The organism is Streptomyces sp. CWNU-52B (genome assembly GCF_047444975.1).
Classification (GTDB): Bacteria; Actinomycetota; Actinomycetes; order Streptomycetales; family Streptomycetaceae; genus Streptomyces.
The window spans coordinates 69893-94612 of record NZ_JBLFJV010000024.1; the positions used below are offsets into that span (position 1 = coordinate 69893).

At 70.8% G+C, this 24720-nt stretch carries 17 protein-coding genes and 1 other RNA gene; 8 read left to right on the forward strand and 10 right to left on the reverse strand.

All coding sequences use genetic code 11. From position 1 onward, the window contains the following. Window position 1 precedes the first annotated feature (1 nt). Both ACLVWQ_RS23540 and ACLVWQ_RS23545 read right to left on the reverse strand, forming a co-directional pair. On the reverse strand, window positions 2-517 hold the full coding sequence (locus ACLVWQ_RS23540) for a (2Fe-2S)-binding protein (protein ID WP_414111121.1): 516 nt from the start codon (window positions 515-517) through the stop codon (window positions 2-4). 114 nt (window positions 518-631) lie between these two features. Next, a complete protein-coding gene (locus ACLVWQ_RS23545; protein ID WP_414111122.1) occupies window positions 632-3655 on the reverse strand; it encodes an AAA family ATPase in 3024 nt (1007 codons plus the stop codon). Window positions 3656-3925: 270 nt separating this feature from the next. On the opposite strand from ACLVWQ_RS23545, the gene rnpB reads away from it, so the two are divergent. The 3 genes from rnpB (at window position 3926) to ACLVWQ_RS23560 (ending at window position 8439) form a co-directional block, all read left to right on the forward strand. Beyond that, window positions 3926-4333: RNase P RNA component class A (gene rnpB, locus ACLVWQ_RS23550), an RNA gene on the forward strand. 236 nt (window positions 4334-4569) lie between these two features. After that, window positions 4570-7347 (forward strand): hypothetical protein, encoded by a 2778-nt coding sequence (locus tag ACLVWQ_RS23555; protein WP_414111123.1) that lies wholly within the window; start codon window positions 4570-4572, stop codon window positions 7345-7347. A gap of 255 nt (window positions 7348-7602) precedes the next feature. Beyond that, window positions 7603-8439 carry a hypothetical protein gene (locus tag ACLVWQ_RS23560; protein ID WP_414111124.1) on the forward strand — a complete coding sequence of 279 codons (837 nt, stop codon included), beginning with the start codon at window positions 7603-7605 and terminating at the stop codon, window positions 8437-8439. A 54-nt stretch (window positions 8440-8493) separates the two neighbouring features. Here the strand turns inward: ACLVWQ_RS23560 and ACLVWQ_RS23565 are convergent, their stop codons facing one another. Then, a complete protein-coding gene (locus tag ACLVWQ_RS23565) occupies window positions 8494-9132 on the reverse strand; it encodes a DUF6879 family protein (RefSeq protein WP_414111125.1) in 639 nt (212 codons plus the stop codon). Next, window positions 9125-9394: a hypothetical protein gene (locus ACLVWQ_RS23570; RefSeq protein WP_414111229.1), complete on the reverse strand. Its 270-nt coding sequence runs from the start codon at window positions 9392-9394 to the stop codon at window positions 9125-9127. The genes ACLVWQ_RS23565 and ACLVWQ_RS23570 overlap by 8 nt, the downstream gene beginning before the upstream one ends. A gap of 224 nt (window positions 9395-9618) precedes the next feature. Here ACLVWQ_RS23570 and ACLVWQ_RS23575 point away from each other — a divergent pair, with 224 nt between their 5' ends. Further along, window positions 9619-10029 carry a hypothetical protein gene (locus ACLVWQ_RS23575; RefSeq protein ID WP_414111126.1) on the forward strand — a complete coding sequence of 137 codons (411 nt, stop codon included), beginning with the start codon at window positions 9619-9621 and terminating at the stop codon, window positions 10027-10029. After that, a complete protein-coding gene (locus ACLVWQ_RS23580; RefSeq protein WP_414111127.1) occupies window positions 10026-12182 on the forward strand; it encodes a tetratricopeptide repeat protein in 2157 nt (718 codons plus the stop codon). The genes ACLVWQ_RS23575 and ACLVWQ_RS23580 overlap by 4 nt, the downstream gene beginning before the upstream one ends. A gap of 54 nt (window positions 12183-12236) precedes the next feature. On the opposite strand, the gene ACLVWQ_RS23585 is transcribed toward ACLVWQ_RS23580, so the two are convergent. After that, entirely contained in the window at window positions 12237-13064 is an 828-nt protein-coding gene (locus tag ACLVWQ_RS23585) for a MerR family transcriptional regulator (protein WP_414111128.1), read from the reverse strand. Between the two features lie 271 nt (window positions 13065-13335). Here ACLVWQ_RS23585 and ACLVWQ_RS23590 point away from each other — a divergent pair, with 271 nt between their 5' ends. The 3 genes from ACLVWQ_RS23590 (at window position 13336) to ACLVWQ_RS23600 (ending at window position 15432) form a co-directional block, all read left to right on the forward strand. Further along, on the forward strand, window positions 13336-14112 hold the full coding sequence (locus ACLVWQ_RS23590) for an SDR family oxidoreductase (RefSeq protein ID WP_414111129.1): 777 nt from the start codon (window positions 13336-13338) through the stop codon (window positions 14110-14112). 119 nt (window positions 14113-14231) lie between these two features. Continuing rightward, complete coding sequence (locus ACLVWQ_RS23595) at window positions 14232-15068, forward strand: LLM class F420-dependent oxidoreductase (protein WP_414111130.1); 837 nt, start codon at window positions 14232-14234, stop codon at window positions 15066-15068. Between the two features lie 175 nt (window positions 15069-15243). Continuing rightward, window positions 15244-15432 (forward strand): hypothetical protein, encoded by a 189-nt coding sequence (locus tag ACLVWQ_RS23600; RefSeq protein WP_414111131.1) that lies wholly within the window; start codon window positions 15244-15246, stop codon window positions 15430-15432. Window positions 15433-15448: 16 nt separating this feature from the next. Here ACLVWQ_RS23600 and ACLVWQ_RS23605 read toward each other — a convergent pair whose 3' ends face one another. From ACLVWQ_RS23605 to ACLVWQ_RS23625, 5 genes are all read right to left on the reverse strand, one after another. Next, on the reverse strand, window positions 15449-16651 hold the full coding sequence (locus tag ACLVWQ_RS23605) for a hypothetical protein (RefSeq protein ID WP_414111132.1): 1203 nt from the start codon (window positions 16649-16651) through the stop codon (window positions 15449-15451). Between the two features lie 35 nt (window positions 16652-16686). Beyond that, entirely contained in the window at window positions 16687-17688 is a 1002-nt protein-coding gene (locus ACLVWQ_RS23610) for a hypothetical protein (RefSeq protein ID WP_414111133.1), read from the reverse strand. Continuing rightward, window positions 17681-21655 carry an FxSxx-COOH system tetratricopeptide repeat protein gene (fxsT, locus tag ACLVWQ_RS23615; RefSeq protein WP_414111134.1) on the reverse strand — a complete coding sequence of 1325 codons (3975 nt, stop codon included), beginning with the start codon at window positions 21653-21655 and terminating at the stop codon, window positions 17681-17683. Before fxsT ends, ACLVWQ_RS23610 begins: the two co-directional genes overlap by 8 nt. Continuing rightward, complete coding sequence (gene fsxC / locus ACLVWQ_RS23620) at window positions 21652-22962, reverse strand: FxsC protein (protein WP_414111135.1); 1311 nt, start codon at window positions 22960-22962, stop codon at window positions 21652-21654. Before fsxC ends, fxsT begins: the two co-directional genes overlap by 4 nt. Window positions 22963-23215: 253 nt before the next feature. Beyond that, a complete protein-coding gene (locus tag ACLVWQ_RS23625; protein ID WP_414111230.1) occupies window positions 23216-24478 on the reverse strand; it encodes a radical SAM protein in 1263 nt (420 codons plus the stop codon). Window positions 24479-24720 lie beyond the last annotated feature (242 nt).

Consider the following 24720-nt stretch of genomic DNA (forward strand, 5'->3'; position numbering starts at 1 on the left):
GTCAACTCCCCTTCGCCACGTCGCGGATGGCCGCGCGGATGTTGGGATACGCGCCGCAGCGGCAGATGTTGCCGCTCATGAACTCCGCGATGTCCTCGTCGGAGTCGGCGCGCCCCTCGGCGATGAGGCAGACGGCGGACATGATCTGCCCCGGTGTGCAGTAGCCGCACTGGAACGCGTCGTGCCGCGCGAAGGCGGCCTGCACGGGGTGCGGTTCGCCGTCCGGCGACAGGCCCTCCACGGTGGTGATCTCGCGGCCGTCGCACTGGGCGGCCAGGACGAGGCAGGACACCACGCGCCTGCCGTCGACCGCGACCGTGCAGGCTCCGCACGCACCCTGGTCGCACCCCTTCTTCGCCCCGGTGAGGCCGAGGTGGTCGCGCAGCGCGTCGAGCAGGGTGACACGGGTGTCGACGTTGAATCGGTGGGCCGAGCCGTTCACATGGAGGGTGACGTCGATCTGTGGAACCGGAGGTGACTGGTCGACCGGGCGTGCTTCGGCTTCCAGGTGCGTCATGACGCCTCGATTCTCGCTTCGGTGACTCTCCTTCGCCTTCTCTGTCCGCCGGTATGGTCGCTCGGCTGCGGGCGCGTCGTACCCGGGGCGCTCACGGGTGTGGTCCCGGGACGGTCAGGAACCCTGCAACTGCTTGCGGGAGGAGACGCCGAGCTTCCCGAAGACCTTCCCCAGATGCCACTCGACGGTGCGGGGGCTGAGGAAGAGCCGGGCCCCGATCTCGGTGTTGGTGAGACCTTCCCGTACGAGCCGCACGATCTGGCTCTCCTGCGCGGTCAGTTCGACGGCGGTGTCGATGTGGGCGTGGGGGTGGGTGTAGGTGTGAGTGTGGGCATGGACGTGGGGGCCGTTGACGGCATCTGCGGTGCCGCTGGTGTCGGCGGCGGCGGCGGTGGGGCGGCGGCGCGTGCTCTCACCGGTCGCCCGCAACTCGCGCGCCGCCCGCTGGGCGAAGGCCCGCATCCCCATGGTGGCGAAACCGTCGTGCGCGGCGCGCAGGTGCTCCCGGGCGGCCCTGCGCCGCTTCTCCCGGCGTAGCCACTCCCCGAAGAGGAGGTGGGCGCGCGCCAGTTCACCGCGCGCCCGAGTGCGCCGCAGCCGGTCGACGGCCTCACGGTAGTGGCGCTCGGCCAGGTCCTTGGCCTGGTCCCCGGACTGCTCCTCGGTCCGGTCTTCCGTCCGGTCCCCGTCTTGGTCCCCGGCTTGGCTGGTGGCCTGGCCGGCGGCCCGGCCGGTGGTCTGGCCGGTGGTCTGGTTCGCGGAGGCCAGGAGCGCGCGTGAGCGTGCCTCGATGCCGAGGGCCCAGTCGGTCGCGCTGGGCCCGGTCACCTCGGTGAGCCGCCGCAGCGCGACCGCCGCGGCGGCCCGGTCTCCGCTGCGTACGGCGGCCTCGACGTACTCCCCGAGGGCCCAGGTGGGCGGCCCCATCTCCAGTACGCGGTACTGGGAGACGACGTCCCCGGCGGCCTTCAGGGCCTCGGCGTAGCGGCCCAGGCTGTTGCAGAGCAGAGCGCGGGCCCAGCCGCTCACGACGGGGCCGGCCCCCTCACCCCGGTGGAACGCCCCGTCGACGGCGGACCTGTCGAGGTCGGCCCACCGGCCCTCGTCCCCCTGCCACGCGCTCAGCAGCAGGGCGCCGTACACCGGGGGTGCGGTGCCCAACGCCTCGGACACCCGCCGGATCTCCGTGACCACGGACTCCGCCAGGACCAGCTCACCGGCGAGGACGTGCACGGCGCAGCGCATGGTCAGGGCGAGCGGAAGGACCGTGGCGTGTCCGGCCTCCCGTGCCAGGCGTACGTGCCGGGCGGCCAGCTCCGCCCACGCCGCGTCGTCCCAGACGCCGACGGCGGTCACCCCGGCCGGCCACAGCCACCGCAGCCCCTCCTCGGCGGAGAGGCCGGGCCCCGTGAACGCCGGCAGCGCCCGTTTCAGCGCCGGCAGCGCCGCGGTGTGCCCGTCGACGATCCGCGTGGCGATGCCGTCGAGCAGCAGATCGGCGGGCCGGGGACGGAGCGCGGGCGGCGCGGCGCGCGCCGCCTCGGCCGCCTCGACGTGGCCCGCGTCGAACGCGGGCGGCCCCGTGAACATCGCCGCCTCGATGGCCTCCAGGTAGGTCTCCCGGGCGAGCGCGGGATCGTGCGGTTCGATCCGGCCGGCCGCGGTGAACAGCAGGCCGGGTGCGTCGCCGCCGCGGTACGTGGTGAAGGCGATCCGGGCGCGCATCAGCTCGGTCCGGCCGCGCAGACCCTCGTCACGGGGGCCGAGAGGCCCGAGAGGCCCGGCTCCGGCGAGGGACAGCAGCCGCAGCGCGGTGCCGGGTGAGCCCGCCTCGTGCGTGGCGCGGGCGGCGACCAGGGCACGCTCCTGGCGCAGCACGGGGTCGGAGGTCAGGTCCACCGCCTTGGCCAGGAAGGCACCGGCGGCGGCCGGGCCGCCGCGCCGCCTCGCGAGCCGCGCCGAGCGCTCCAGCTCGGCGGCCACCGCCTCGTCGGGGCCCGGAACGCCGTGCGCCGCGTGCCACGTACGGCGGTCGCCGTCCTGCCGGGCGTCGGTGACCTGGGCCAGGACGCGATGGGTGCGGCGCCGTTCCTCGGGCGACGCCGCCCAGTAGACGTACGACCTGATCTCGGAGTGCACGAAACGCACCCGGTGGCCGATCTCGACCAGCCCGGCGGCGACCGCGGACCCGGCGGCGTCGACGCCGGTACCCAGGTGCTCGGCCGCCCGCCACAGCAGGGCGGGTTCGCCGGTGGGGTCGGCCGCGGCCGCCAGCAGGAACAGCCGTGTCGGTGACGGCAGTCCGGCGATCTGCTGCACCTGGGCGGCCCGGACCCGGTCCCCGACGGGCCGCGGCAGGCCGAAACCGCCGGCGAGTTCCACCGGGGTCGATCTCCTCGGCAGGTCCAGCAGGGCCAGCGGATTGCCCCGCGCCTCGGCGACGATGCGGCCCAGCACCTGGCTGTCCCACGGCCCGGTCAGGGCGGTACGCAGCAGGGCTTCGGCCTCCTGATCGGCCAGACCCGTCAGCGGCAGCTCGGGCAGCCCGGCCGGCAGCAGTTCGGCCGGCGGCAGTTCGGGCGGGCCGTTCGGCGGGGCGGCGGCCGGTTCCGGGGGCCAGGCGGTCGCGGGGTCGGTGCGCAGCGCGAACACGAGGGCCACCGGCTCGGTGCCGAGGCGCCGCGCGACGAAGGCCAGGGCGCGCAGGGAGGCGCGGTCCAGCCACTGCGCGTCGTCCACCACCCACAGCACCGGGCGGTGGTCGTGGGGCGGCGCGCCGGACAGCAGGCCGAGCGTGCCCAGGGCGACATGGAAGCTGTCCGGTGCCCGCTCGGACCCCTGCCCGAGGGCTCCGCTGAGCGCGTCCCGCTGCGCGGGAGGAAGGGAGCCGATGTGGTCCGCCAGCGGCGCGCACAGCTGGTGCAGTCCGGCGAAGGCCAGCTCCGTCTCGGCCCGGATGCCCGTCACCCGGGCCGTGCGGAAGCCCCGGGCCCGGCCGACGAGGTAGTCGAGCAGCGTGCTCTTCCCGACACCTGGCTCGCCCCTGACGACCAGGGCCCGGCCCGCACCGTTCCGTACGGCGCCGAGCAGCGCCTCGAGCTGGTCACATTCGTAATCTCGCCCTGGAACACGTGTCATCACCAGGCTGTCAGCCCTTCGAAGCACTTCGAACCCATTCCGGACAGAGCTGGACGACGGAGCTGAACGACGGAGCTGGATGACGCAGAGCTGAACGACGCGGAGCTGAACGACGGATCGCGGAAGGCTGTTCCGCGACCAATGTAAGGCTTTTGTGGGGCCTTCGTCCGGGCTTCGTCAGGGGATCCGGGGCGGCGACGGTGAGCCCGGTGGGGAACGAGCCGGGGCGAAGGCGGCGCGAACGCCCGGTAGCATGGTCGGCACGGCAGACGAGCCGGGCGGACGGCCGCGTGAAGCCCCTTCGGGGCGCTTCCCGAGGAACGTCCGGACTCCACAGGGCAGGGTGATGGCTAACGGCCACCCGGGGCGACCCGCGGGACAGTGCCACAGAAAACAGACCGCCAGGGGCTTCGGCCCCAGGTAAGGGTGAAACGGTGGTGTAAGAGACCACCAGCGCCTGAGGTGACTCAGGCGGCTAGGTAAACCCCACCCGGAGCAAGGTCAAAAGGAGCCGCTGTGAAAGGCGCGCTCTGCGCGGACGTCCGAGGGCTGCCCGCCCGAGTCCGCGGGTAGACCGCACGAGGCCAACGGCAACGTTGGTCCTAGATGGATGGCCGTCTCCCCGGCCGCCGCGAGGCGACCGGGCGACAAGATCCGGCGTACAGCCCGACTCGTCTGTCGCCAAGGGCCCATGATCAGGAAACATCCTGGTCAGGGGCCCTTTGTGCGGGATCGAGGGCTGGAGCGAGGGCTTGCTCGGAGGATGATCGGCCGTACTGGCCTGATCGCGTCGCCCGCCCGCCACCGGCGCCCGCTCACAGACAACCCACGGACCGCACTTCCCCTCCTAGGTGATGCGAGAGGCGCCCGGGGCCGACGGGACGCCTGCGCACGGGGTTTTGAGGAGTGGGCCATTGATCCGTGCCCGACGAATATGTGTGACCGCTGTGGCGGTGCTGGCGACCCTGGCGGGGTCGCCCGGACTGGCACAGGCCGAACAGCCGCAGGAATCCCAGCCGTTGAGTGCGGCGGACGACAGACCACTCCCGCCGGGGTGGCGGATCGGCGGGGAGGACGGGGCGCGTGAGCTGGTCTGGCGGGCGCCGAAGGCCGTGCCCATGGGGGACGCGCGGGTCGAGTTCCGTACCGGGGACCGGCTCCTCGGGGTGCCGAAGCAGGCGAGGGACGGGCGGACCTTCCGGCTCGCACTCGGCGGGACACCCCCCGAGCAGCTGACGGACCTTCGGGTCACGGCGGCGGGGCGCCGGCTGGACGCGCCGGCCGACGACACACGCAGGACCGGCTCGCACGCGGCCCGGCTGCCCGCGAAGGCGCCGGCGAGCGCCGTCGACCCGGGCGAACCCGGTTCGTACCGCACGGTCACCGGGACGTACGACCTCGACCCGGTGCGCCTGCCCGGGTTCGACACCCCGGTGGAGATGACCGCGGAGGTGGTGGCGCCCAAGGGTGCCACCGGCAGCCGGCCGCTCGCGCTGTTCCTGCACGGCCGCCACTACACCTGCTACAAGCCGGGCTCCGAGGACGACGTGACCGGCGACTGGCCCTGTGCCGACGGCTACAAGCCGATCCCGAGCCACCTGGGCTATCTGCGCGACCAGCAACTGCTGGCCTCGCAGGGCTATGTGACGGTGTCGATCTCGGCGAACGGCATCAACGCCCAGGACGGGCGGATCGAGGACGGCGGCGCGCAGGCGCGTTCCTCTCTGGTGCGCCGGCACCTCGCCCACTGGGCCGACTGGAACGCCCATCGCTCCGCCGCCCCGGCCGTCGTACGCGAGGCGGCGAAGGCGGACCTCTCCCAGGTCCTGCTCGTCGGCCACTCGCGGGGTGGCGAGGGCGTCAACCGGGCCGCCATGGACAGCCTCTATCCGCCACCGGCCGCCGAGGACGGCTACCGGGGCCCGGTGCGCTGGAAGGTGCGCGGGACCGTGCTCATCGGACCGACGATCTTCGGCCAGAACCCCGTCGCCGACGTGCCGTCCGTGACGCTGCTGCCGGGCTGCGACGGCGACGTGTGGGACCTGCAGGGCGAGAACTTCGTCGACGGGACGCGCGGGATCAGCCAGGGCACGGCACTGCACAGCGCGGTCTACGTGGTCGGCGCGAACCACAACTACTTCAACAGCGAGTGGACCCCGGGCGAGGCGGTCGCACCGGCCGGGGACGACTTCTGGACCGACCCGGAGCAGCAGGACCCGGTGTGCGCGCCGGGTGCCGCGACCCGGTTGACCGCCGCCCAGCAGCACAAGGCGGGCGCCACGTACATCGCCGCCGCGGCCCGGCTCTTCGTCGCCGGGGACGACCGGGTGCGTCCGCTGCTCGACGGTTCCGGCAAGCGGGCCCCGTCCGCGGACCCGGCCCGGGTGCTCACCCACGCGGTCGGCGGCCGGCGCAGCGGTGGTTTCCTGCCGGACGACGGGGCGGAGGTGACCGGCGCCCGGGTGTGTTCGGCGATCGACCCCGACCCGGCCGTGGCCTGTCTGGACCCGGAGGACCCGCGGACTCTCGGATCGTCACCGCACTTCGCGTGGTGGGAGACGGAACAGGAGACCGGCCGCAGCGCGGTGGACCTGAAGTGGTCCGCGCCGGGCACGACCGCGCGCATCACTGCGGCCGAGCCACTCTCCCTCCGCGGCTCCCAGGAGCTCGCGCTCCGCGTCTTCGTACCGCCGAACACGACCGGCACGGCCTTCGACGTGTCCGTCACCGACTCCTCCGACCGACGGGTGACGCTGGGCTCGGTCCGGGTGGACGGGCTCCCGGGCTCCGCGCGCACCGCCTCCTACTGGGCTCAGGAACTGCGCGTCCCGCTGTCGGCCGCGACCCGGGCCGGGCTCGATCTCGGGCAGGTCGAGTCCCTTGAGCTGACGCCCCGTTCCTCGTCCGGGCGAGCCTGGCTGATGGACGCCTGGGGCTGGGCGCCCGGCACTTCGGCGGTGAAGGCGGCCGCACTGCCGCGTGTCGACGTGGGCCGCACGATCGTCAAGGAGGGCGACTCGGGCACCCGCACCTACCGGGTCCCGGTCGAGATCTCCGGGCACGGCAGCGGGCAGGTCCGCGTGTACGTCGTCGACCCGGACAGCGGCCGGACCGAGAACCGCCTCGTGACCGTACGGCCCGGCAGCGACGCGATCGACGTGCCGGTCGAGGTGACGGGCGACACGGTCTACGGCTTCGACGTGGACCACGGCATCGCCGTCAAGGCCGTCCACAACGCGGTCGTCGGCAAGCACCGGGGCGGGGTCACCGTCGAGAACGACGACCCGGCCCCGGTGATCACCGTGTCGCCGGTCGCGGACCGGGTGACCGAGGGAGAGACGCTGACCTGGCGGCTGACCATGGACGCGCCCGCGGCGGCTGACTTCTGGCAGCCGGTGCGAGTGCTTCCGGTCACCGAGGGCGCCGAGCTGTCCACCAAGGACGTGGACCCGCAGTGGCTGAAGGACTGGTCCGGTGAGGAGCCCGACCCCGAGCGGCCGTTGTCCGACACGGGCCTGTGGGTGTGGATCAACTTCCCGCCCGGGAGCACCGAGGCGGACTTCACCGTGCCGACCGTGCGGGACGAGGTGACCGAGCCGACCGAGTCGACACGCCTCGTACTGACCGACGAGAACGCCGACCCGCTGCCCGACAGCCCGGCACTGACGGGCACGGTGCTCGACACCCCGTAAACCCCCCTGCCGCGGGGCCCGGCGGACCCGGGCCCCGCACTTCACCAGGCCGCACGGGTCCCGACGGTGAGGGTGAGTGAACTTGGGCGTACGTACGGGGCCCTTCGCGTGCAGGCCCAGCGCCGAACGCGCAACTCGACGGCACTGACTGTGTGTTGGGACGGCGGGCCTGTCGGCCCCAGCGCACATGAGGTGGCCAAACCTGAGTAGGCGCAACTTGGTCACGAGAAAGCAGAGTTACTGTAGGTTCCTGCTATGAAACAGGGCAAAGCAGTCGAGAACCCCGAGTCGCGCTTTTCCGCAGTGCTGGTGGGCGCGGCAAAGCTTCCAGGTGTGCGTATCAACAGGGAGGCATACCTTCGAAGCGCGCTGGCTCGCCACTGCTCCGAGGACGACATCCGAAGAGCGGTGGCGGAGAGCCCCGCGGCGGCCGGCATCACCGTCGAGGTTCTCGACAAAGTGGCCAACGACTCCATCCGCTTCGAAACCGCCAAGGTCAGCGCTCTCTCCGCGGCTGCCGGGATACCCGGCATCTTGGCTCTTCCCGCCACGGTGCCCGCCGACGTGGCCCAGTACTTCGGTCACATGCTGCGTATCGCGCAGAAGCTCGCCTACCTCTACAGCTGGCCCGATCTGTTCTCCGACGACGGCGACGACGTCGATGACGCGACCATGGGTGTACTCACGCTGTTCTTCGGCGTGATGTTCGGTACCCAGTCGGCGAACGCCGCTGTGGGGAAGGTCGCGGGGCTGATGGCTGAGCAGGTCGCCAAGAAGCTGCCCCAGAAGGCGCTCACCCAGGGTGTCATCTACCCGATAGTGAAAAAGGTGGCTGCTTACCTAGGCGTCCAGATGACAAAGCAGTCCTTCGCGAAGAGCGTCTCGAAGGCCATCCCCGTCGTCGGAGCCGTTGTCTCCGGCGGCCTCACTTTTGCGACGTACCTTCCGATGGCCAAGAGGCTGAAGAAGCACCTCTCCAGCTTGGATCTGACGAAGACGACACACCGAGTCGTGGTCGTGGACGTAGTGGATGCGGAAGACGTTCATGAGCTTGTCGTCACAGAACGCGCTGAGCGGCATGACCGCCCATGACGATGAGCAGGGCGATCCGCTGGGCGGTGTCGCCCCACCGTCGACACGGCCTGGTCAGCGGAAGTCCGAAGAGCCCGCCCCGCTCCTGGCGGGCCTGGGCGGGGGAAGCGGCTCGATCTCCCGGTCGAAGAAATCGTGGAAACCCTCGCCTCGCCCGTAGAGCGTATTGAATCCCGCATTGGTTTCCCGGATCAGTGACCGGTCGGTGTAACGGTTGGCTCCATCCGCGTTTCCTTCGTCGTCGTAGACGACCTCGTACATCACTGCATCGCCGAGAATTACCACTTCCGGAACCGGGCGGTTCTGCTCGATTCTCGAAATATCCCGGGCGTCGAGAATCTTGATGTCGTCACCCAGGTCCACGCGTACACGCAGGACGAACAACTCCCATTGCACGTACGGCGTGATCGGGAATTCCACCACGCGGAGGCGTCGGTGCGGAACCCCCAGCCGCCTCGCCCGACGGAGTTCCTGTGCGTAGTCCTCGCGGCCCTCGTCGGCCAAGGACCGGGCCCTGTTCCAGTCGCCCGCAGCGAAGGCCTCCCAGCTGGCGAAGCCGCGCTCCTCGAAGTGCTGACCACGCTCGAGCTTGTTCAGGAAGCCGATGCCGCTGGTGTAGACCCGGCCGAGGTCTGCGTGGTACGCGGGGCGATCCATGCGCTGGGAGACGCCGGCGGGGAAGGAGTCAAACACTGGGGATGTCCGGCTTCGCCGCGATGAGCATGTTCCTGGGGATGACCACCAGGCGTTCGTCCGAGCCGATCGAGACCCCGTCGGGCAGGTTCTCGGCGAGTGACTGGGTGAGGTCGCGGCCGATGACGGCGATGTCCCCGTTGGTGAGTTCCCAGATGTCAGGGCAGTCGGGAGTTCCGGTTGTATTTCCGAGTTCCTGAGGAGATTTCCCCAGACGCTGTTTGAAGGTCGTATCCGGATCTGCTTCCCAAGGCCTGACCATTTTCGTCGCCCTCTCGATCGGTCGGTAGGGTTCACCGTAGCGTCCGACGAGTTCGCCTGACCATGCGTCTAGGCTGGTCCGCGAGGGTAATGGCGAGTATTGACTCATACTTGTCTCATGTCGCTCGGGGGTGGAATGATGTTTCCTGGAAAGAGAATCATGCCACCACTGTGCAGGCACGTTTCTTCTATTTTTCTGCCAGCAAATGGGTGAACGGAGGGGTGATGGACCCGGAAGTGACGTCGCTCGCACAGAGCGCGGGAACCACCTTGGTCACGTTGATGGCAGCGGACGCCTGGCAGCACACGCGTGACGGGTTCACGCAGCTCTGGCGCCGGATGCAACCCGAACGGGCCGCGACCGTGGCCGCCGAGTTGGAGGCAGGCCGCGAGGATGTGCTGGCTGCCGTGGCGGCGCACGACCAGGAGACCCTGGACGAACTGCGCCTGCAGTGGCAGGGGTTCGTACGGCGCCTGGTCGTCGCCCGGCCCGCCGCCGCCGAAGAACTGCGCAGGCTGCTGGACGAACTCGATCCGGAGGGCTCGACGGCCCGACAGGTCACCCAGCGAGCCACCGCTTCCGGCCGGGCCCGGATCTACCAAGCGGGACGAGACCAGCACATCGCAGAGCGATGACAGGTGGGATGGACGGTCACGCCGAGGACCGTGGACGGGTTTTCCAGTCGTCCGGCGACCAGCACATCAACGAACACCACCACCACCACCATCACGGCGGTGACGGCCCCGGGCACAGTGGTCCGGACTCGGTGCGCAGTCCGGCAGTGGGGCGGCCTCCCGTCGTGCTGCGTGACCGCAGCGAGGTGATGGAGCGCCTGCGGGCGAGCGTCGGGGCGGAGCGCGGCGGCGAGGTCTACGTGCTGTACGGCATGGGTGGTTCGGGCAAGACAGCGGTAGCGTGCACGCTCTTCCAGGAGGTCGCCGGCGAACAGGGCCGGGCAGCTCTGTGGGTCAACGCCGCCGACCGTGCGAGCCTGCGCGGCGGCATGCTGGCCGTGGCCGCCGACCGTGGGGCGGGCGACGGCGAACTGCTGGCCGCCCGCAACGGTCTGCGTCCCGCGGCTGATCTCGTCTGGCGGTATCTCGACCGATCCGCCGAGCCCTGGCTGCTGGTCCTCGACAACGCCGACGAGCCGGAGATCCTGCGGGACGGCAGCTGGCTGCGCACCAGTCCACGCGGCATCGTCGTGGTGACCACACGCCGAGCGGCGGCCCGTTGGTGGCCGGGAGCCGAGCTTCAGCACATCGGCGTACTGCCGCGGGAGGACGCCGCGCTCGTGCTGCGCGACCTCGCCCCGCACAGTGGTACGACGGAGCAGGCGGCGCGGGTCGCGGACCGGCTCGGGCGGCTGCCGCTGGCCCTCACCCTGGCCGGAGGCTTCCTCTCTCACCAGGTGCTCGACCCCTGGACGATGGATGCCTACGGACATCATCTCGACGGAGACGAACGGGTGCAGTTGATCGACCGCGGAGCCGACGCGCTGTCCGAAGCGGACCCGCGGCATCTGGTGGGCCTGACCTGGCAGTTGACTCTCGACACGTTCGAGGCGCGCGGGCTGCCCGAAGCTGCGGCTCTGCTCGGACTGCTGGCCCGGTTCGCCGCCGAGCCTCTGCCGCTGGCCCTGCTCGATCACGAGGACATCGGCGCTGTCCTTCCCCGGTCCCGTACCGAGACGGCTCTGCGAGCCCTCCTCGACCAGTCGCTGTCCGAGCTGGTCGAGGCTGTCGGAGTGCGCTGCGTACAGAGCCATGGCGTGCTGCTCGACAGCGTCTGCGCCGCGACCCCCGCCGAGCTGGTGCCTGCCCTCGACGCGGCGGCCGTCCGACTGCTCGACGCGGCCGTACCCGGCGTACCCGATGCCGGACCGCACGAACCGCGACTGCGCCTGTTGGTGCCTCATACGCTGGCCCTGCTGCGACGGGTAGGCGAGCCCTCGGCCGTCGCCGCCGCCCTGGCCGTGGCGACGCGGCTGTCGGTCGCTCTGCACCGGACCGGTGACTACCTCTCCGCCTGGGAAACCTCCCGAACAGCCGCGGATCTCGCGCAGCGGCTGCTCGGCGCGGACGATCGTATGGTCCTGGCCGCCCGCTCCAGGGCCGGGCGGGCGCTGTTCCGGCTGGGCAGGTTCGCGGAGGCCGAGTCGGTGCTCTGCGGTGTCCGTACCACTCAGGAGGGCTTGTTCGGGGCCGACGACCCCGACACCCTGGACACCTCCTACGGCCTGCAACTCGTGCTGGCGAACCTCGGGAGACGCGAGGAGTCGGTCGCCATGCTCAGCGCCACCGTCGCCGGACGGTCGTCGGCGCTGGGCCCCGCGCATCCGCTGACGCTGCGCGCCCGCGCCAGCCTGCTGGAGATGCTGCCCGCGACCGAGGTGGTCACCGAGGAAGACGGTGCACTGCTCTCGTTGCCTTCGGAGTGCGCCCGGCTGCTCGGCCCCGATCACACGGTGACGCTGGGGGCCGGGCACAACCACGCGTGGGCGCTGTACCTCCTGGGCCGGTTCGACGCGGCGGACAGCGAGATCCGGTCGGTCACCGAGGCGTATGTGCGGCGCTTCGGACCGGAGTACCCGATCGTGCTCGCGGCCCGGCAGCTCTTCTCCCGGACCCGGGCCGCGCTCGGCCAGGTGGACGAGGCGATCGAGCTGATGACCGAGGTCGTCGCACGCCGGGAACGCGGCCTGGGCGCCGAGCACCCCTTCACGGTCGCGGGCCGGCAGCTCCTGGACACGTACCGGTCGGGCGACACGTCCCGGTCGGGCCGATGACGTGACGACGTACGCCGCGACGGGGAACGGCGGTCCCGGTTGGCGGAGATCCTCTCACCGGGCCTCCGCCGTCACCGGCCAGCAGATCTCCGTGCGGGTGGGGTTCGAGCCCTCCATCGTCAGGTAGTGCTCGCGGACGGGGCCGATCACGCCGATGTCGCGTTCCATCACGTAGCTGCCCAGTGCGCCGCACGTGCGGTCCGCGCTCTCGCGGTCGCCGGTGTGTACGGCGACGGCGTAGCGGGTGGCGGGGAGGCTGGTCTCCACCAGGCGGGTGCCGGCCGGGGCCGGCAGGTCCATGGGGACGAAGAGCGTGGCCCTGCCGACCTCGTCGGTGAAGAGTTCGCGGGTGACGAGTCCGCCCAGCGAGCCCTGTGAGCCCTGTGAGCCCTGCGAGGAGGCCCGGTCCACGTCGGCCAGGGCCGTGCGGAGCTCCTGCAAGGAGTCCTCGTACCAGGTGTAGTAGTCGTCCAGCTTGATCATCGCGGATACGGCCCACACGGGTGTGCGGGGCAGCGAGCGGAATTCGACCTCCAGCCGCGTGCTCTGCCCCGTCAGGAGTTCGCGCAGCGTCTGGACGGCCTTGCTGGTCTCCCAGAGCTGGTCCTCCATGCGCGTCAGGTGCGCGGCGATGATCGCGTTGCGGTCCTCGGTGGTCTCGGCCGCCAGCACCGCCTTGACGTCCGGCAGCGGCATGTCCATCCCGCGGTAGCAGCGGATGATCTGCGCCTGGGGGACCTGGTCGGTGCCGTAGTGGCGGTACCCGGTGTACGGGTCGGTGTGGGTCGGCTCCAGGAGCCCGACCTCGTGGTAGTACCGCAGTGCCTTCTTGCTCAGGTGCGTCATCAGAGCGAACTCGCCGATGGTGAGGCGTGCCGTCACGGCTTCTCCTTCTCGGGCGGGCCGCAGCAACCTGTCCGCAGCACCTGTCGCGGTACTCGGCGGTAATTGGCGGTACTTGGTGGTACTTGGCAGTACTTACTGGGGTGGGGGATCGCGGAACCAAGAGTAAGGGGCGGCTTCCCCCGTACCCGCTCCGGTCTGTTGCGTCACAGCCGGCCCGGCACCATTTGACCTTCCCCCTACAGGAAGGTCGACCGTCGGATGCAGCGGGGCCGGTCCACGGCCCTCCGTCAGTTGGATGGATCGCATCATGGTGCAGAACCTCACGGGCAAGACCGCGCTGGTCACCGGCGGTACCAAGGGAATCGGCGAGGCCATCGCCCGTCACCTCGCGGACGCCGGGGCCCGGGTCGCCACGACGGCCCGCAGCAAGCCCGCCGCGGGCGTGCCCGCGCACATCGACCAGTTCATCACGGCCGACCTCTCCACTGCGCAGGGCGCCGACGACGTCGCCACCGCGGTGCTGGAGGCGTTCGGCGGTATCGACATCGTGGTCCACAACGCCGGGGGCAGCGACGCGCCCATGGGGTCCGCCGCCAGTTTCAGCGACGTGGTCTGGGAGCAGACCCTGGCGCTGAACCTCCTGGCACCGGTCCGTATCGACCGGGCGCTCATCCCCGCGCTGCGGCAGGGCGGAGGCGCGATCGTGCACGTGACGTCCCTCGGCGCCGTCCTCCCCAGCGTCGTCACGGTGCCCTACGCGGCGGCGAAGGCCGCCCTGAGCAACTACAGCAAGGCGCTGGCCACGGAGCTCGGGTCCTCCGGGGTACGGGTCAACCGCGTCGAGCCCGGGTTCATCGAGACGGCCGGCACCCAGGTGTTCATGGACGACATGGCGGCGAGCGCGGGCACCGGCCGCCAGGCGGCGCGCCAAATGATCATGGACGCCCTCGGCGGGGTCCCGCTGGGCCGCCCAGGCCGTCCGGAGGAGGTCGCCGAGCTGGTGGGCTTCCTGGTCTCCGACGCGGCCCGGTACATCACCGGCACCGATGTGGCCATCGACGGAGGAGCCTTCCCCGCCGTATGACCCCGCCGTACGGCCCCACGGCGGCGGGCTGAGAGTCCAGTGCCGCCACCGCCACCGCCACCACCACCGCCGCCCTTGCTGTGGCGTCGACCCCGGCAGGCCCCAGGAAGGAATCCCCCATGAAGTTCGGTGTGAGCTGCACCTTCACCGACCAGTCAGTCCTGGCGCCGGCCGACTACGGCCGCGCCGTCGAGGAACGAGGATTCGACTCGGTCTTCCTTGCCGAGCACACCCATATTCCGGTCGAAGAGATATCGCCCTATCCCTTCGGTGACCGCCCGGCCTCGCTCTACCACACCATCGACCCGTTCGTGGCGCTCAGCGTGATGGCCGGTGCCACCGAGCGGCTGCTCCTGGGCACGGGGACAGCGCTCGTCGCCCAACGGGATCCGATCACCACGGCCAAGCTCATCGCCTCGTTGGACCTGGTGTCGAACGGCCGGTTCGTCTTCGGGGTCGGATCGGGATGGAACGCGGAGGAAATGGCGAACCACGGCGGAGACCCGGCCCGACGCGGGGCCGTCGCGGTCGAGCACGTTCTTGCCATGAAGGAGATCTGGCACCACGAGAAGGCGGAGTTCCACGGCGAGTTCGTGGACTTCGACCCCATCTGTTCCTGGCCCAAGCCCGTACAGCGACCGCACCCCCCGGTCTACATGGGCGGAGGCGAAAAGGCGTTCGCCCGGGTGGTGCGCGCCGGGGACGGCTGGTTCCCCAATCCCCAGTCGCCCGACGGGCTGAAGCCGAAGATCGAACGGCTGCGCGCACTCGCGGGCCGCGAAGTCCCGGTGACGGTGCTTCATACGGGGCCGGCCGAAGCGAGGAGCGTCGCGGGATACGAGGAGGCCGGTGTGGAACGGATCGTCTTCCCCCTCGACACCGAGGCCCCGGACCCGCTGGCCGCGCTGGACGGCCTGGTCGCACTGACCGCCCAACTGGCGGACGCCCGAGGCTGACGACAGCCCGAAGCCGAAGCCCGTAGCCCGCACCACGACGCCCGCAACCCGCAACCCGCCAACCCGCAACCCGCCGCCCAGGAGTGCTGCCCGGAGCGGTGTCGCCGAGGGCATCGACGCGTACGAGAGCGGGCCGGTCGGCGCCCTGCGCCGCTATCTGGCCGATTCCGACACGGTGATCGCCAACAGCGTCGGCGACCCGGCGAAGATGGCACGGGCCGTCATCGACGCCGTGAGCGCTCCGCGGCCCCCGCGGCGGCTGGTACTCGGCAGCGACGCCCACACCATGATCCAGCAGTCCCTCGCCGCCCGGCTCGCCGACCACGAGGCACAGCGGGAGTCGGCGGCGACCACCGACCGCTGAACCGGACCGCGGTGGTTCAGGCGGTCTTGCGCAGACGCGGGGGAATCCCGTCGGGCGGAGCGTCCGGTGAGGTGCCCTCAGGGGTGTCCTGTCCGGGCGACCGGCCCCAAGGGCTGCGCGACAGCAGCGCCGTCGAGGTCAGGTGCAGCACGTTCACGACCAGGATCGCCGGCGCGACGATCCCGACGGCGGTCGGCAGCGCGGGCTCCAGCAGGAGGGCCAGGATGATCGCCGTGATGCCGTTCTGCTGACTCAGGCACAGGGCGGCCCGGTCCCGGCGGGAGAACCCGAGGCCCACCATCGAGGCCACGATTGTCTGCGCCACGAACGTGGCCGCCCCCAGCACCGCCCCCGTGGCGAAGTCGGCGCCCCCGGCGAGCAGCAGGCCCAGCAGCAGGGTGGCCAGCACCAGCGCGGTGTTGGTCGCCCGTCCCAGCCACGCGCCCAGCGCCGGCCGGAAGAACAGCGCGGACAGCGCGAGCCCGAGCATCAGGAACTGCCAGGTGGCCGCCGCCAGCAGCGCCGCCAGGGCCACGTACTGGAGGACGCGCCGGGCCTGCTGGGGGCCGCGCAGGGCGGCGAGCCGGGCGCTGCCGGACGGCCCGCCGCGGTCGCGCAGCGCCGCCCACACCGCCGCCGCCACCGTCAGCAGGACGAGATTGCCGATCAGCGCCGTCGCGTAGTCCTGGGCGCCGGACGCGACACTCGCCGTGTCCTTGAGGACCATCGAACCCAGGATCACCACGAGCACGGTGGTCACCGGGTCGTCGAACGAGGCCCAGGCCGCGAGCAGGGACTTCGCGCGCCGCGACATGTCACGGCTCTCCAGCATCGCGGACACCGACAGCGGGTCGATCTGCGCCATGGCGACCGCGAGGACGAGGTACTCGGGATCGTCGGGGAACGCCACCCACAGCACCCCCGCGATGAACGCGGCCTTGAGTCCCACACCGAAGGTGATCGCGACGACGATGCGGTAGAGGTCGTCCCGCGCCTGCGGCCGGTGGATCCCCTGGGCGCTGCCGTACAGCCCGACGGCGAGCAGACCCGAGCTGAGCCAGCCGTACCAACCGCCGTGCGCGCCGACGTCCGGCGTCAGCCACTGGCCGGCCAGACAGCCCGCGCCGGCCAGGCACAGCGGCAGGAAGAGCGGACGCAGGATCCTGTTGACGGCGGCGCGCGCCGGCCGTGGAGTGCCGTCCTGGAGTGCCACGACCACGACCCCGTCCTTCCGGGCCGGAGCCCGTGTGTCGGTCAGCTCTCGCCCAGCGTGCCGCCGAGCCGGGCGACCTGCTGATCGGCCTGGGTGACCCTCGACTGGTCGAGGGTCACCCCCATGAGGAACCGCCGGTCGGGAAGGGCGTGGAAATACACGGCACCCTGCTCCACGTCGAGCACCACCTGCATCAGCTCGCCCCGCAGGATCGCCCGCAGCGACAGGTTCATGCGCTCGATGACACCGGGCAGCAGCTTGCCCATCCGGCTGTACCGGCCGCGCCGCCGGTCCGGGGTCTGCGCCCGGAAGAAGTCCACGAGCGCCGGGTGGTCGAAGATGTCGTAGCCCCAGGCCGTCGTCGGGGAGTGGTGGTACGCGATGTAGTGCAGCCCCTGGACGTCGAGCACCGACCGCAGGGCGTCCTCGATACCGGGCGGCGGGTCCGGGACCGTACGCCGGTTCTCGGTCACGTACGGGCCGGCCGGGAGGGACGCGTCGGGGGAGGGCGCCAGCTCGGGGGACTCGACGGGAGCGCTCACCCAGGGCTCGTCGTTGAACCAGGAGCCGTAGTTCAACGGGCTGTACCGCGCGGGCATCCGCAGACCGTTGACGCACTCGGCCATCCTGGTGTCCAGTTCGTCGAGGCGGTCCGTGGCCGAGGTGGCGCCGTAGAGATGGAATCCTGGTTCGACGAGATAGTAGAGAACGGCGCCCGACGGTACGCGCAGTACGGTGCGAATGAGTGCGCCGGTGCGCAGCGCCGTGAAATCCGGGCCGAGTTCTTCGAGGATGTAATACAGCTGGCGCCCGGTCCGCTCGTGGGAGGCGGATTCCGGGGAGAGCGCGGAGGTCCCGCCCGACGACTTCGCGGACGCGTCCAGGACGACTTTCGCCGTGTCGCCGTCATAGAGCACCAGGTGCGCGAGACCGTCGGAGTGAAGCAACCGGTTTAACTGATCCGCCAGTTGAACCATCGGTGTGGTCTCCCCGTCCGGAAAACGAATCGTGGCCTGCTCGGTGACGTCCGGAGGGTCAGACATCCCGTACCTCCAGATCCGCGCCGAGCCTCCGATACGGATCGTCCGCCAGGGCGGTCGCGAGGGGATGCCCGGCCATGAGTGGTTCGGAGACCCAGCGTTCGAGGTTTGCCCGCAGCCTGGATTCGCTCGGGTCGTCCGAGCCCGAGCCCGAGCCCGAGCCGGAAGCCGAGGCCAGTCGGTTGGCCAGTGCCGTCAGAGTCACCGGATGCCGCTCCCCCCATGCCGTGGGCTGTGCGCAGTCCTCGTGGATACCGATGTCCTCGGTACTCGTATCTCTTCCCAGTACGCTCCGGCAGTTGCTCTGGTTCATCCGTGCGACGAGTGAGTACCGATGACCGGAGTCGAATGAGTTTCCGAGTTGGTACGCCGCCTTCTGTGCGTGTGAGAGTGCCGTGCTTGGGTCCCCGGCCGCCAGTAGGTACAGCGCCATGTTGTTGAGGCAGATACTGGTGAAGGGGTGGGTGGGGCCGAACACCTTCTCGTAGCGCTCGCACAGGTCGGGCATGCTGTCCGCCGCGTCCGCGAACCGTCCTGAGGCGTGCAGCCCGATCGCGACGGACAAGTCGCAGGCCATGGTGCCGGGATGCTCGTCCCCCCAGTGCCTGGTGAACCCCGCTCGCGCGTCCTGCAGCCGCTTCAGCCCCTCGTCGACGTCCCCCTTGCGCACCAGGGTCATGCCCAGGCCGGCCAGCGCGCCCAGATAGCGGTGGGAGTCCTTTCCGGTGAGCATGCGGAAACGCTCGCAGCTGCGGGTCAAGTACCGCTCGGAGGCTCCCAGATCGCCCCGCTCGCGGAAGTACGTACCGAGATTGGCGTACGAGATCCAGGGCCGGAAGTCGTTCTCGCCGTACTGCCGCTTACGGATGGTGTAGGCGTCCCGGTCCAGCTCGATGGCCGCGTCGACGGTCTCCATGTAGAACTTGGACAGGGCCAGGTTGATGGCGGCGTCCAGCGTGGCGTTGTGCTCCGGGCCGATCACCCGGGACAGGCCGGAATGCGTTCGGCTGTCCTCCGAGAAGGCCTCCCGGAAGCGGCCGGTGGCACGCAGGTCGGCGGCGTAACCGCGGGCGGCCATCAGGGTGTACACGTCGTTGCTGTCGCGTTCGCGCTGGATCTGGACCGAGTGCTGGGACCGCTCCAGCGCGCACTTGTACCGGCCCAGGGCACGGCAGGCCGCCGCCACCTCGGACTCCATCCGCAGCACCACGGTCCGGCTGTCGCCGATGCCCGGGTCCGCGCGCCAACGGGCCAGGACGCGCTCGCCCAGGACCCGCGCCTCCTCCCACCGGTCCGTGGTCCGCCGGTGGTAGACCTGGCTGACGAGCCAGCGGTGCACCTGCGGGTCGGAGCTCTCCAGCGCGCCGGAGGGCTCCAGGTGCCGGTCGAGTTCGGCGAAGTCCTTCCGGTGCTCCGGTTCGTGCCGCTGGAGGTCGGAGGGCACCATCGCGGCCAGCACCGCCAGGGCCTCCGCGTGGGTCTCCGCCCGCTCCTCCGGGGTCATCCAGCCGCGCACCAGGTCCTGGAGGATGCGGTGCACCTTCAGCCGCCCGGCCTTCGGGTCCTCCACCGCGAGCGTGGCGACCGAGAGCTGGTTGAGCACGTTCCGCAGGCGCAGGGTGTCCTGGAGGCTCGGGTCGAGCCGGGCCAGCCGGCCGATCATGCCGGGCGACTCGATGACCCGCATGCCCACACCGTCCGCCGACAGGAAGGAGCACAGCTGCAGCAGCCGGGCGGCGGCGGGGAACTGGCGGCGCAGCCCCTTGAACCGCACCCGGTAGACCGCGTCCATCGTGCGGTAAGGACCCGGGACCTCGCCCGGGGCGTCGGACTCCAGCCGGTCGATGAGGGCGATGTACCGGTCCACCTGCGCGGGGGAGGAACTCAGCTCGGCCACCGCCGTGTTGAGCATCAACGGGTGGTCCCCGAGCCGCTGGGCCAGTCGGTCCAGGTCCTCGGTCTTCGCCCCGGGCAGCCCGGCGCGCAGGAGGCGCAGGCTCTCCTCGTGGGTGAACGACTCGATCTGCTGGGTCTCGTAACCGACGGGCCACTCGGAGGTGAGCGAGGTGATCAGGACGTGGCCGGGTCCGGTGGTCGGCACGTACGGGTCGAGTACGTCGATGCTGGGCGCCCCCTCGAAGACGAGCAGCCAGCGGGAGCAGAACCGCCCGGTCCGCAGGGCCGCCAGCAGGGCGGCCGGATCGTCACCACCGCCTGCGTCCCCGACGGCGGCGTTGAACTCCCGGGCCAGGGCGCGCAGCCCCGCCCGGATGCTGTCGTCGTCGGCCGCCGGGATCCACCACACCAGGTCGTACTGTGAGGCGAAGCGGTGCGCGTACTCCAGTGCCACCTGGCGCTTGCCGGAGCCCTTCATTCCCCACAGGACGTGCGGCGGGACGTGGTCGGCCGACGAGAAGGCGAACCCCTCGCGCAGTTCGCCCAGTTGGCGGGTGCGTCCGACGAACCGGACGTCCCGCATGGGCAGGGACACCACATCCGGCTGCCGGCCGGGGAAACGTGTCCGGTCCGCCGGGCGGAACGGGGCGTCGACGATCTCCGGCGGGAAGCGGGAGAGCAGTGCCCGGTGGGCCGCGCGCTCCTGCTGTCCGGCGAGGTTGACGGCGTCGTGCCAGTCGAAGTGCGGGGCCAGCCGCGCGGTGCTGATGCGCAGGCCCACGATCTTCGGCGGCTGGGCGCCGCCCACGGGCGCCCCCACCGCGAGGTTCGCGATCGTGCGTCCGGCGGCGGTGTCCTCCAGGCGTCGGGACAGCAGGGCGACGACGTAGTCGGAGTCGGGGCCGCAGTCCAGGCCGCCGTTGTCGTCCGCGTCCAGGTCGTCGGGGTAGGGCTCCGTCTCCGGCTGGGGCGGCTGCACCTTGACCCCGGCGCCGGCGAGCTGCTCGGCGATCCAGTCGCTCCACAGCTGGTCGTCGGGGGCGTTCAGCACGGTCACGGTCAGCGGGACGGCGTCCCGTCCCGAGTGGCCGGTCCAGGCGGTGTACTCCTCACGCAGCTCCCTGGGCGCCTGCTTGAACGAGGTCACGGCGCCGTCGGTGATGCGCTGTGCGGCCTTGACGCAGGCGCTCACCAGGGAAGCGCTGTGCAGCGGATGCTCGACCATGACGGCGAGGTCCTCCGCCAAGGAGAAGTGGGGCTGATACGGGATCAGCACCTCGTTCCAGTACGCGTCCAGCGACTCTTCCCCGGTGAGGCCCAGATACGGATCGAGCGCCGTGCGGGCCTCGGCGAGGGCCCGCTCGAAGCGGGTCGTCTCGATCGTGGTGTCGACGCGCAGGGGCATCACATGGAGCGTGATGTGCCTGGGCTGGGCCTCGATGCGCCGTGCGATGTCCCGGGCGCCCTCGATGGCCCGCCGGTGCAGGCTCAGTCCGATGACCACGGTGTCGGGCAGCGCGACCGTGCAGATGCCGGCGTCCGCCGACAGCCCGGCGCCGCTGTCGATCAGGATGTAGTCGTACTCGCTGTGCCGCATCCGGGAGCGCAGCGCCGCCAGGAACTCCCTGCCGTCGTCGGTGTCCTGGAAGAGGTCCCAGTCGAAGGCGCGCAGCCGGTCGCGGTACCGGTCGTCCTGTCGCCCGGGGCCCAGGTAGTACAGATGGCCGCCGTTGGGGAACGGGTAGTGGACGTCGACGTCGTAGCGCTTGAAGTCGGTGTGCTGCGGGTGCAGTTCCCGCAGGTGCTCCGCCCCTCGCTCCTGGCTGCTCGCCGTGGCCGCGAAGGTGGAGAACATGTCCAGGATCCCGTCGCTCATGCTCAGATCGCGATTCGGGAGGTACTTGGAGTAGTACAGGTGCAGGGCCGGGTCGTCCAGGTCCCAGTCGACGGTGAGGACCGACTTGCCCTGACTGGCCATGATCCAGGCGATGTTGGCCAGCGCCATCGTGCGTCCCGCGCCCGCCTTGTAGGAGGAGAAGGTAATGATCTTCGTCTGCCGACCGGGTGTGCTCATCCCCCGCCCCACGATTCCCTGGGTGTTCCACCGACCAGCGGCGACCAGGTCCCTCGGTTCCTGAGCCAGCCGGCCCGTTCGCGCTCCCTGCGCACGATCCGCTCCGCCGCGTTCTCCAGAAGCGGTTCATCCGCTCTTTCCGGTCTTTCCGGGAGCGCGCTCTCCTCCCCGGCCTCGGCGAAGGCGTCGGCCATCACCGCGGCCATGGCATGGGTGAGCGAGTCCGGGGAGCCCGCCTCGTGGTGCGAGGCACCGAGCTGCCGGGCCGGAGTCCGGGCCAGCACCTCACGCAGCCGGCCCGCGCTGAGCCGGCTCTCCTCGTCGAGGCGCGGCAGGACGGTGACGACCGCCGCGACGCGCGCCCCCGAACGCGCCAGTCGATCCCATTGCACCGGAAAGGATGAGTCGCCGGTCATCCACGGGTCCACCAGCACCACGACGACGGCGGACGCCTCCACCTCGCGCAGCGGGTCCGCGCCGGTGTCGTCCAGGGTGACGCAGGTCAGCCGCTCGACACCGCAGGCGTACGCCGCCCGCCCGGCGATCGCGGCCGCGGGCTCGTCGCTCCGGGGGTGAAAGGGACGCCACTCCTCCGCGGTCTCCGCGTAGGTGTCGACGGACCGGCGCAGCCGCTCCATGCCCCGTCGGGTGCCGGCCAGCAGAGCCAGCACCAGATGGCGCTCACGAGGCCGGCGGGTACGGGAGGGGGCCTGGCCCCGTCCGGCGCGCTGGGGGCGCGCGGTGCGCTGCGGATGCGACGGACCGAAGTACGGTTCCACGGTGCCGCTCTCTTCCGGTGGCATGGCGGGCAGCGGTGCTCTCGCGGCGCGTGTGAGGCGTTCGGCCACCCGGCGCACCAGCCTGCGGTAGCGCTCCTTGGCGCTCCGGTCGCGCTGCAGGCCGGGCACGTCCGGTCCCTGGTAGCCGTCCCCGAGGTCGTCCAGCAACTGGCCGGTACTCGCCACCGACCGGGGCAGTACGAGGGAGTCGGCCCGCCACAACACACCGACCAGGGCGTCCGCGGGCTCTCCGGTGCGCCACAGCCTGCGCTGCATGCGCTCACGGAAGAGGGACCACTCCAGGGCGCACCGGGGGTCGTTCAGATAGTCGGCCGAATAGAGCACGAGGAGGGAACGGCAGACCAGGACGGCGGGGTCGGGGCCGAGTGCGGGTTCCGCGCGCTGCAGGTTGCCTTCGTTGCGCGAGTGACGGCCGAGCATGCAGTAGATCTCGTTCTGGACGTCGGAGTGGAACCGCTGGACCGGTCCTCTGTCACCGGTCGAACTGGCATAACTCGTGTAGAACAACGGCCCCACCGCAACCCCCCAAGGGACCAACCTCCCGTACGACGATGGCTCGGCACCGCCCAATTGAGTCACGTCGGCATCGACACGCTCGCTGATCTGGTCGATCTTGTGCATCGATGCCAATTCGGGTCTATGATAGGCAATTTTGCCCTCATGGGGGCTGGTCTGAAACCGAGCCATCTCTCGGATCCCTTTGAAGTGGCTAAAAATTCCGGATATCAGTGCCGGTCGGCGGCTGATTTCGGGCAGGTGTTCAAGATCGGTTCATCGGTGATGTTCGGCTGTCGATGTGCTGGATGAGCCGAGTGAGGTCCAGACAGTACACCGACGGATTCGCAAATTCCTGTCCTCTGCCATAGCGGTGAGCACGGAGTCCGCCGCCGCAGATCTCCACCAGGACACATGATCGGCAGGTGGCGCACAGCGAGCCGACGCCGTGCTCCGGGGCGTCTGGCAGCGCCAATACGCCGTCGAAGGAATGGCTGAATATGTTGACACCCGTGTGTGACGCGCCGTCGGCCACGGCGTTGAGCGAGTCCGCCCACACGAGCGCCCCGTCCGTCTCCACCACCGCGACGGCGGCGGGCAGTGTGCCGATCGCCTCGGAGCTGCTGCCGGTGTGGTCCCGGCACATGCCGATGACCGATTCGAACAGCCGCACCCGCACCGGGCGTCCGCCGTCGTACCAGCGGTCGAACACCTCGCACAGCCAGTCGCCGTACGGCGCTCGCGGGCCCCCGGCGCCGGCCGGCGGGGCGTCCCAGGTCCCGTGGGGCAGGAGGAAGTCGACGGAGGGAGGGTGGTGGGCGATCAGCGCGTCGTAGGTCGCCGCCGGAGGGTTGGCGAGATCCACCGTGCACAGCAGGCCGCCGAAGAGCCGTCGGTGGTGCGGGCCGCCGAGCCGTGCGAGGGCCGCGGTCACTTGGGCGTGACTGCCGCGCCGCGTGCCGTCGTCCGCGCCGGCGTCGGCGCCTTCGTCCGTCGTGCCTTTGTCCGTCGTGCTCTTGTCCGTCGTGCTCTTGTCCGTGCCTTCGTCCGTATCGCGGCGGCCCCGGCGGCCCCGGTGGCGGTCGTGGGCCCGCTCGTCGCCGTCGAGGCTGATGCCGACGCTGATGTCGTGCCGCAGCAGTACTTCCAGCATGGCGTCGGTGAGCAGGGTGCCGTTGGTCTGGACGGCCAGCTCCACGCGGGCGCCCGTCGGTCCGACGGTCCGGCGCACCGAGGCCGCGAACCGGTCGATCACCGCCGGGCCGGCGAGCAGCGGTTCGCCGCCGTGCAGGATCACCCTGATCCGGCGCAGACCGTGCCGGCGCACATGTTCGGAAATCCGCTCCACCACGCGGTCCCGGACCGCCGCCGGCATCGTCCGCGGGCGCCTGCTCCAGCCCGTGTCCCACAATTCGAAAACGTAACAGTAGTCGCATGCGAGATTGCATCGGCTGTGCAGTTTCACAACGAATTGATCGAATGCTGTCAGTGCTGCACGTCCGTCAGGCGTCACGGAGACGTGAGGCATTGGCCATTGCCCGGCAGGGGGACAGTTTTCCTCGAAAGTGGGGCCTTCCCACCGGTGCGGCCGGACCGCGAGTGGCGTACCTTCGGTGGGTGCCCTGACGGGTGAAAGATGAGGGCGGGAAACCGAACCCGGTTTCGCTTGAGGAAGGTTCCGTGAACTCTTCAATCCATGCCCCCGTCCGTCCCGGTGGAGGGCAAACGCATCCTCACCGAACTGATCGGCAACATGGCGATGAGAGTCCC

Bases quoted from the DNA above. Each gene is read 5' to 3' on its own strand.
- ACLVWQ_RS23540 (WP_414111121.1), bottom strand. From the start codon at position 517: ATGACGCACCTGGAAGCCGAAGCACGCCCGGTCGACCAGTCACCTCCG.
- ACLVWQ_RS23545 (WP_414111122.1), bottom strand. From the start codon at position 3,655: ATGACACGTGTTCCAGGGCGAGATTACGAATGTGACCAGCTCGAGGCG.
- ACLVWQ_RS23560 (WP_414111124.1), top strand. From the start codon at position 7,603: ATGAAACAGGGCAAAGCAGTCGAGAACCCCGAGTCGCGCTTTTCCGCA.
- ACLVWQ_RS23570 (WP_414111229.1), bottom strand. From the start codon at position 9,394: ATGGTCAGGCCTTGGGAAGCAGATCCGGATACGACCTTCAAACAGCGT.
- ACLVWQ_RS23575 (WP_414111126.1), top strand. From the start codon at position 9,619: ATGGACCCGGAAGTGACGTCGCTCGCACAGAGCGCGGGAACCACCTTG.
- ACLVWQ_RS23580 (WP_414111127.1), top strand. From the start codon at position 10,026: ATGACAGGTGGGATGGACGGTCACGCCGAGGACCGTGGACGGGTTTTC.
- ACLVWQ_RS23590 (WP_414111129.1), top strand. From the start codon at position 13,336: ATGGTGCAGAACCTCACGGGCAAGACCGCGCTGGTCACCGGCGGTACC.
- ACLVWQ_RS23595 (WP_414111130.1), top strand. From the start codon at position 14,232: ATGAAGTTCGGTGTGAGCTGCACCTTCACCGACCAGTCAGTCCTGGCG.
- ACLVWQ_RS23610 (WP_414111133.1), bottom strand. From the start codon at position 17,688: ATGTCTGACCCTCCGGACGTCACCGAGCAGGCCACGATTCGTTTTCCG.
- fxsT (WP_414111134.1), bottom strand. From the start codon at position 21,655: ATGAGCACACCCGGTCGGCAGACGAAGATCATTACCTTCTCCTCCTAC.
- ACLVWQ_RS23625 (WP_414111230.1), bottom strand. From the start codon at position 24,478: ATGCCTCACGTCTCCGTGACGCCTGACGGACGTGCAGCACTGACAGCA.